Genomic DNA, 8,045 nt, shown 5'->3' with positions numbered 1-8,045 from the left:
TACGATTTTTATAAGAGACAGACCTGGCGGCGGCCGGCGGCGGCGCCGTCCTGGGCTGGGTGGGCACCCCGGAACGCGGCCGGCACCTGACCGAGCGGGGCCACCGGGTGCACGCCGGATACGCGGCACCGCCGCAGGGCGCGGTCGACGTCGTCGTGGACAGCGTCGGCGGGCCGGTGTTCCGGGAGGCGTTCGTGCGGTTGCGCCGAGGCGGGGTGGCGGTGGTCTTCGGCAACACCGTGCGCGCCGACCTGGTCCTGCCGCCGGACTGGGGTCACGCCCGCGCCGGGGTACGCCTGGAGCACCTGTTCCTCCTCGACGAGCTGGAACGGCACCGGGCCGACGAGGACCTGGCGACGCTGTTCGGGCTCGTGGTGGACGGGCGGCTTCGTCCGCACGTCGGGTTGCAGGCGGACTGGACCGATGCCGCCACGGCGGTGCGGGCCCTGCTGGAGCGCCGGGTCACCGGCCGCGTCGTACTCACCCTGTGATGGACCGATCGAGGAGGACAACGGAGATGACGACACCGAAGCGTCCCGGCGCGGCGCTGGTGACCGGCGGCACGAGCGGGATCGGGCTGGCCGTCGTGGAGACGCTGGCCGAGCAGGGCTTCGCCGTCTACTTCTGTGCCCGCGACGCGGCGCAGGTGGCCACCGTCGTCGACAAGCTGCGCGGTCGCGGCCTGGAGGTCGACGGGGTCGCGGCCGACGTACGGTCCCCGGACGACGTTGTCCGGCTGGTCGCCGGGGCGGTGCAGCGGTTCGGCCCGGTGACGGTGCTGGTGAACAATGCCGGCCGGTCCGGCGGGGGCGTCACCGCCGAGCTGGACGACGCGCTCTGGGAGGACGTGCTCGCCACCAACCTCACCTCGGTGTTCCGGGTGACCCGCGAGGTGCTGCGGGCCGGCGGCATGCGCGAGGCCGGGTGGGGCCGCATCGTCAACATCGCCTCGACCGCCGGCAAGCAGGGCGTCGCGCTCGCGGCGCCGTACACCGCCTCCAAGCACGGGGTGGTCGGCTTCACCAAGGCGGTCGGGTTCGAGCTGGCCGGCACCGGCGTCACCGTCAACGCGGTGTGCCCCGGGTACGTGGAGACGCCGATGGCGGTCCGGGTGCGTCAGGGGTACGCGGCACACTGGCAGACCACCGAGGACGCGGTGCGGCAGCGGTTCGAGGCGAAGATCCCGCTGGGCCGGTACTCGACGCCGGAGGAGGTGGCCGGGCTGGTCGGCTACCTGGTCACCGACACGGCCGCCTCGCTCACCGGGCAGGCGCTGAACGTCTGCGGCGGTCTCGGGAACTACTGACACAGGCGACGGCCGCCGGAGCACGCTCCGGCGGCCGTCGCCTGGTGCATCAACCGGTGACGCGGTCGGCCTCGTACTGGAAGACCGGCTCGGTCAGGTGCGGTTCGCCCTTGATGATGCCGGTCAACCGGTCCAGCCGGGTCCGGAACTCCGGCTCGTGCAACGCCGTGCGGAAGGACTCCTCGTCGGTCCACTCGGCGATGTTGTAGTACGTCGACGGATCCTTCTGCGAGCGGCTCAGCACGTACCGGATCAGCCCCGGACGGGTCTGCATGTACTCGGCCACGCTGGCGTAGTGGCGTTCGAGGTCCTCGGCGGCGCCGATCAGCGTGAGCTTGTTGACGAATACGACCATGGCGCGGTGTTCCCTTCCGTGTCGTCGGTGCGGGGGTAGTCGAGATAGCCCCGGCGACCGCCTTGATAGAAGGTCGTCGGGTCCGGCGGGTTGAACGCGGTGCCGTCGGCCAGACGGCGGGGCAGGTCGGGGTTGGCGAGGAACTGCTTGCCGAAGGCGAGCGCGTCGAAGCCGGCGGCCAGGGCGTCGGCCACCGCCGCCCGGGTGGCCTCCGGCCCGAGGTGGCCGGTGCCCGGGTTGAGCACCACCGCCCCGTCCCACCGGGCCCGGACGACCCGGGTCAGGTCCCGGTCGGAGCCGTGCACCAGGTGCAGGTACGCCAGGTCGAGCGGTCGCAGCGCCTGGAGCAGGGCGGGGTACACCTCGGCGGCGTCCGGCTCGCTCATGTCGTTGAGCCCGAAGCCGGGCGACAGCCGCAGTCCGACCCGGTCCGCGCCGACCGCCGCGCCGACCGCCTCGACCAGTTCGACGGCGAAGCGCACCCGTCGGTGCGGTGCGCCGCCGTACTCGTCGGTGCGGCGGTTGGTGACCGACGACAGGAACTGGTGGACCAGGTAGCCGTTGGCGCCGTGCAGCTCCACGCCGTCGAATCCGGCGGCGACGGCCGTCTCGGCGCACCGCACGACGTCCTCGATCGCGTCGGTGATGTCGGCCGGTGTCATCTCCCGCGGCTCAGGGTGTTCCTTCGGCCCGTCGAACGTCCGGGCCAGCCCGGCCGCCGGCACCGGCGACGGCGCCAGCGGCCGGTGCCCGTACAGGGCCGGATGACCGATTCGTCCGGCGTGCATGATCTGGAGCACGATGCGGCCACCGGCGTCGTGGACGGCCCGGGCCACCGCCGTCCACGCCTGGGTCTGCGCGGGGGTGTGCCACTGCACGCTGTACGCGTGGCCCACCGCCCGGGGGGCCGGGTTGGTCGCCTCGCTGACGATGAGTCCGGCCTCGGCCCGCTGCGCGTAGTAGTCGGCCACGTAGGGCAGGGGAGTCCCGTCCCGGTTGGCACGTCCGCGGCCCATCGGGGCCATCACGATCCGGCTGGGCAGCCGTAGGCGACCCAGCCGGACCGGATCGAAGAGCGTCGGCATCGGGGCAACCTCCTCGCTGGGTGGTGCCTGATGCTCGCCCGGGGGGCTGGAGGGTCCGTGGAGCCTGGCTACAGGGTCGGGCGCGTCGACCGGCCCTGTTACCCGGTGTGCGGGGTGCAGTGAACAGCCGTACGTATCAGTTGTGTGAACTTGTGTGAACACTTGCGCCGCACTTCATCAGCCGTTCGGCCGGGTCTGGCTGACAATTTCGGGAGTTCGGTCGTGAACAGGGTTGGGGGTCTTGTTCACTTCCACTTAATCCGATAGAACACGAGTGGGTCCGCTGCGCGGCCCGTCCGCCTCGTAGTTCTAGGAGGACTACTTCATGGCACGTACACCTGGTGTGGGCCCCTCCTCGCCCGCCTTCTCCCGTCGCGGGGTGCTGCAACTGGGCGGCAGTTTCGCGCTCCTGTTCGCCACGGGCGCCTGCGCCGCGAACAGCGACTCGAACTCGGACGACTCGACGTCCGGCGGCCAGACCGCCAGCACGCTGCGGATCGCGGTGTCGAGCTACCTGTCCAGCTGGGATCAGGACTTCGTCGGCTTCGACCTGACCGCACTGATGCTCTTCAAGAACGTCTTCCCCTACATGATCGACTACGGCGTCACCACCGCCGGTGACAGCCAGATCCTCGACACCCAGAACGTCACCCCGACCTTCGCCGAGTCCTTCGAGCCGGACGCCGAGCAGAAGGTCTGGACCTTGAAGCTGCGCCGGGGCGTCACGTTCGCCAGCGGCAACGAGATGACGGCCGCCGACGTGAAGTGGTCCAAGGACCGCGCCTTCGCCGCCCAGGCGAACGTGGCCGGCATCTACCGCACCATCGGCCTGACCGAGGCCGACCAGGTCAAGGTCGTCGACGACTACACCGTCGAGTTCCACCAGGCGTTCCCCAGCGCGCTGACCCGGCAGATCCAGGCGATCTCGCTGTACGTCTTCGACTCGGAGGAGGCCAAGAAGCACGCCACCGCCGACGACCCGTGGGCCAAGGAGTGGTTCGCCAAGAACGCCCCCACCGGCGGCTACTACAACGTCGCCAAGGCCACCCAGGGGCAGGAGATCGAGCTGGCGGCGAACACCGGCTACCCGGGTCCGGACGCGCCCAAGACGCCGACGATCCGCATCTCGGTGGTGCCCGCCGCCTCGAACCAGCGGCTGCAACTCCAGGCCGGTGACATCGACATCGCCCTCGGCGTCAGCCAGCGCGACATCGAGGACCTGCGCAGCACCGACGGCGTCAAGGTGATCTCGGCGGCCAGCAACCGCCAGGTCGCGATCCAGATGTCGGTCACCTCGGCGCCGTTCGACAACGTCGACGTCCGCAAGGCCCTGGCCTACGCGGTGCCGTACGAGCAGATCATCAACAACGTGTACGGCGGTGACGCCCGTGCCGCCAAGAGCCCGGTGCCGCTGGACATGCCCGGGTACGACGAGAGCGGCTACCCGTTCACCCACGACGTGGACCGGGCCCGCGCCGCGTTGAACGCCGCCGGTCGGGCCTCGGTCGAGTCGGAACTGGTCTTCGAGGCCGACAACGAGGAGCAGCAGCGCATCGCGGTGCAGGTTCAGAGCGAGGCGGCGAAGGCCGGCATCAACCTCAAGCTGACCCCGCTGGACCCGGCGACCCTCGGTGAGCGGCGGACCCGCAAGAACATCCCGCTCCAGCTCACCTCCGGGCAGCTCTGGGTCAACGACGTCGAGTACATGCTCGCGACGAGCTTCGTGAAGGGCGCGAACCTCAACTACTCGAACTACACGAACGCCGAGATCGAGCAGATCTACGAGCGGTCGCACACCACCGTCGAGGAGGCCGCCCGCAACGCGCTGTGGCAGCGGGTCCAGCAGATCCTCGCCGAGGACGTGCCGTGGGTGGTGATCTGCCAGCCCAACTTCAACCTCCCGGTCCGCGAGGCGGTGGCCGGCTGGGTGCAGCCGATGGACGGCCTCGCCCGGTTGCGCTACCTGACCAGGTCGGCCTAGGCGCGGCCGGCTCCCTTCATGCGAATCCTTCGTTTCGTCGTCAGGCGGCTGCTCCAGCTCATCCCGGTGTTGCTCGGGGTGGTCGTCCTGACCTTCCTCATCGTCCGGGTGCTGCCCGGCGACCCGGTCCGGAGCATCCTCGGCCAGAACGCCAGCGAGGCGGACGCCGAGGCGGCCCGCGCCCGGTTCGGGTTGGACCAGCCGCTGTGGCGGCAGTTCCTCGACTACCTCGGTGGGCTGGTCACCGGCGACTTCGGCACGTCCATCCAGAGCGGCGGTTCGGTCGGCGCGGAGATGGCGCTGCGGATCGGACCCACCCTGGAACTGGTGGTCATCGCGGTCTCCATCGCACTGGTGGTGGCCACCGTGCTGGGGGTCTGGTCGGCCCGGCGCGCCAACAGCCTCGGCGACCACGGCGTCCGGATCTTCGCCCTGGTCGGCAACTCCATCCCGGAGTTCTGGCTGGGCCTGGTGCTCGTGCTGGTCGGCTACAGCATGCTGGGCTGGTTCCCGGCGCCCAGCGGACGGGTCGACCCGGACACGAACCTGACCCCGCTGACCGGCGCCGGCCTCGTCGACGCCGCGCTGACCGGGAACGGACCGGCGCTGGCCAGCGCCGCCGCGTACCTGGCGCTGCCGGTGCTGACCCTGGTCGTCGGCGTGATGGCACCGCTGCTGCGCAGCGTCCGGGCGTCGGCGCTGGAGGTGCTCAACTCCGAGGCGTACACCGCGGCGGCGGCGCACGGGCTGCCGCAACGGACCCTGCTCTACGGCTACCTGCTGCGCTCCACGCTGCTGCGGCTGCCGGCCCTGGCCGCGTTGGTCTTCGGCACCGCCATCGGCTCGACCGTCCTGGTCGAGTACGTCTTCTCCTGGCAGGGCTTCGGCCAGTGGGCGCTGCGCGGCCTGCTGTACCGGGACTACCCGGTGGTGCAGGCGTCCGTTGTGGTGATCGCGCTCTGCTACGTGCTGGTGTTCCTCATCGCCGACGTGGTCCACGCGATCCTCGACCCGAGAGTGAGGATCTGATGGCAGACCTGCGCGGTGTCGGCCCCGGGGACGCCGGCGCCGACGCGGTGATCGTCACCGGCAGTCGGGACGACCGCTTCTCCCGCATCCTGATCATCACGGGCGCGACCATCCTGGCCGTGGTCGCGCTGGCCGCCCTGGCCGCGCCACTGCTCTCCTCCTGGGGCGCCACCGAGGTCGACCCGAACGCCACCCTGGCCGCCCCGGGCGGCGCGCACCTGCTCGGCACCGACACCAACGGGATGGACATCTGGAGCCGGGTGCTGCACGCGGCCCGGCTGGACCTGGGCATCGCGGTCGCCGCGGTGGCCCTGGCGGTGGTGGTCGGCACGCTGCTCGGCCTGGTGGCCGGCTACCGGGGCGGCTGGATCGACGACGTCCTCATGCGGGTCGTCGACATCTTCCAGGCGTTCCCCACCTTCATCCTGGCCCTGGCGGTGGCGGCCCTGCTCGGCAACGGGACGGTCAACCTCATCATCACCATCGCGGCGGTGAACGCCCCCGCGTACGCCCGACTGGTCCGCGCCGAGGTCCGCACCCAGCGGGAACTGCCCTTCGTCGACGCCGCGGTGACCTCCGGGGCCTCGACGACCGGCATCCTCTGGCGGCACCTGCTGCCCAACAGCCTCACCCCGGTCCGGACGATCGCACCGCTGAACTGCGGCTGGGCGATGCTCACCCTGGCCGGGCTCTCCTTCCTCGGACTGGGCGTCAGCATCCCGGAGGCCGAGTGGGGCGCCATGATCAGCCTCGGTGCACCGGACGTGGTCGGCGGCCGGTGGTGGACCAGTGTGCCGCCCGGCCTGGCCCTGTTCGTCTCCGTGCTGGGGTTCAGCCTGCTCGGCGAGGGCCTGCAGGAACGCGCGAACGCGAAGCGGCGGTAACCATGCTCTCCATCGAGAACCTCTCCGTGGTCATCCACCGTGCCGGCCGGCAGGTGGCCGCCCTCAGCGACGTCAGCCTCACCGTCCGGCCCGGCGAGGTGGTCGGCCTGGTCGGCGAGAGCGGCGGCGGCAAGAGCATGGTGGCCCGTGCGGTGGTCGGCCTGCTGCCCACCGGCGCGCACGCCAGCGGGCGGGTCCGCTTCGACGACGCGGACGTGCTGCGGATGGACGAGACGGCCCTCGCCGCCCACCGGGGACGCGGGGCGGCGATCTGCTTCCAGAACCCGCGCGGGGCGCTCAGCCCCACCCGCACCGTCGGACGCCAGCTCACCGACCGGCTCGTCACCCACCAGGACATGTCCGCCGAACGGGCCCGCGAGGCCGCGCGGGAGCTGTTCGAGGCGGTCGGCATCCGCAACCCGCAACGCCGCCTGGAGGCGTACCCGCACGAGCTGTCCGGAGGCATGGCCCAGCGGGTGATGATCTCGCTGGCCACCGGCTGCGCACCGGGTCTGCTGATCGCCGACGAGCCGACCACCGGCCTGGACGTGACGCTCACCCGGGAGATCCTGCGCCAGTTCCGGCACGCCGCCGAGGTGGACGGTCGCAGTGTCCTGCTGATCTCGCACGACCTCGCGTCGATCGCCGAGGTCTGCGACCGGGTGGTGGTGCTCTACGCCGGCACGGTGGTCGAGAGCGGCCCGGCCGACCAGGTCTTCCGGGAACCGGCGCACCCCTACACCCGGGCGCTGCTGCGCTCGGTGCCCGACGTCGGCGGTCGACCGGTGGTGGCCACCCCCGGCGCCATGCCGCTGCTGCGCGAGGCACCGCACCAGTGCCCGTTCGCGGCCCGCTGCCCGCACGCCGACGACACCTGCACCAGCAGCCGTCCGCCCACCACCCCGATGGACGCGCCGGCCGGTGGGACGGACGCGCCTGCCGCCGACTGGTCGCTGGCCTGCTACCACCCGCAGACCGGCGCGATCACCACCGACGAGGCGGCGCCCACCCCGGCTGCCGAGCCCGGCCCGACCGAGACCGGGTCCGCCGTGCTGGAGATCGAGGACGCGCACGTGGTCTACCGCAGCCGCTTCGGTTCCGGCGGACACCATGCGCTGCGCGGCGTGAGCCTGCGCCTGGCACCCGGCGAGACGCTCGGCGTGGTCGGCGAGAGCGGCTGCGGCAAGAGCACCCTCGCCAAACTCATCATGGGGCTGGTCGCACCCTCCTCCGGGTCCGTCGCCGTCGCCGGGCAGCACCTGGTCCGGCAACCGGGCCGCCCCGCACCCCGAGGCCGGAAACTGCGTCGACTGCGGACCCGCGCCCAGCTCGTCTTCCAGGACCCGATCGGGTCGCTGAGCCCGAGGCGTACCGTCGGCGACTCCATCGCCGAACCGCTGCGGGC

The 8,045-nt window shown here is 71.7% G+C and carries 8 protein-coding genes; 6 read left to right on the top strand and 2 right to left on the bottom strand.

All coding sequences use genetic code 11. The features are described 5' to 3' along the window. The first annotated feature begins 59 nt into the window (after window positions 1-59). Both EYA84_RS21590 and EYA84_RS21585 read left to right on the top strand, forming a co-directional pair. Window positions 60-491 carry a zinc-binding dehydrogenase gene (locus EYA84_RS21590; protein ID WP_236145891.1) on the top strand — a complete coding sequence of 144 codons (432 nt, stop codon included), beginning with the start codon at window positions 60-62 and terminating at the stop codon, window positions 489-491. Between the two features lie 26 nt (window positions 492-517). After that, complete coding sequence (locus EYA84_RS21585; RefSeq protein WP_131054867.1) at window positions 518-1,306, top strand: SDR family NAD(P)-dependent oxidoreductase; 789 nt, start codon at window positions 518-520, stop codon at window positions 1,304-1,306. Between the two features lie 49 nt (window positions 1,307-1,355). Here the strand turns inward: EYA84_RS21585 and EYA84_RS21580 are convergent, their stop codons facing one another. Beyond that, window positions 1,356-1,661, bottom strand: a complete 306-nt coding sequence (locus EYA84_RS21580) for an antibiotic biosynthesis monooxygenase (protein WP_131054866.1) — start codon at window positions 1,659-1,661, stop codon at window positions 1,356-1,358. Further along, window positions 1,631-2,746, bottom strand: a complete 1,116-nt coding sequence (locus EYA84_RS21575) for an alkene reductase (RefSeq protein WP_131054865.1) — start codon at window positions 2,744-2,746, stop codon at window positions 1,631-1,633. The genes EYA84_RS21580 and EYA84_RS21575 overlap by 31 nt, the downstream gene beginning before the upstream one ends. A 325-nt stretch (window positions 2,747-3,071) precedes the next feature. Between EYA84_RS21575 and EYA84_RS21570 the strand changes: the two genes are divergently transcribed. The 4 genes from EYA84_RS21570 to EYA84_RS21555 all read left to right on the top strand — a co-directional run. Beyond that, the gene (locus EYA84_RS21570) at window positions 3,072-4,727 is read left to right on the top strand and encodes an ABC transporter substrate-binding protein (RefSeq protein ID WP_131054864.1); all 1,656 of its coding nucleotides are present in this window, start codon (window positions 3,072-3,074) and stop codon (window positions 4,725-4,727) included. A gap of 18 nt (window positions 4,728-4,745) precedes the next feature. Then, window positions 4,746-5,756, top strand: coding sequence for an ABC transporter permease (locus EYA84_RS21565; protein WP_131054863.1), 1,011 nt, complete (start codon window positions 4,746-4,748; stop codon window positions 5,754-5,756). Then, window positions 5,756-6,640 (top strand): ABC transporter permease, encoded by an 885-nt coding sequence (locus EYA84_RS21560; RefSeq protein WP_131054862.1) that lies wholly within the window; start codon window positions 5,756-5,758, stop codon window positions 6,638-6,640. The genes EYA84_RS21565 and EYA84_RS21560 overlap by 1 nt, the downstream gene beginning before the upstream one ends. A 2-nt stretch (window positions 6,641-6,642) precedes the next feature. Further along, a partial coding sequence (locus tag EYA84_RS21555; RefSeq protein WP_131054861.1) for an oligopeptide/dipeptide ABC transporter ATP-binding protein occupies window positions 6,643-8,045 on the top strand: 1,403 nt, incomplete at its 3' end.

Origin of the sequence: Verrucosispora sp. SN26_14.1, assembly GCF_004307965.1 — a bacterium.
Taxonomy (GTDB): domain Bacteria; phylum Actinomycetota; class Actinomycetes; order Mycobacteriales; family Micromonosporaceae; genus Micromonospora.
This window is presented reverse-complemented; position numbering and strand designations above follow the sequence as displayed.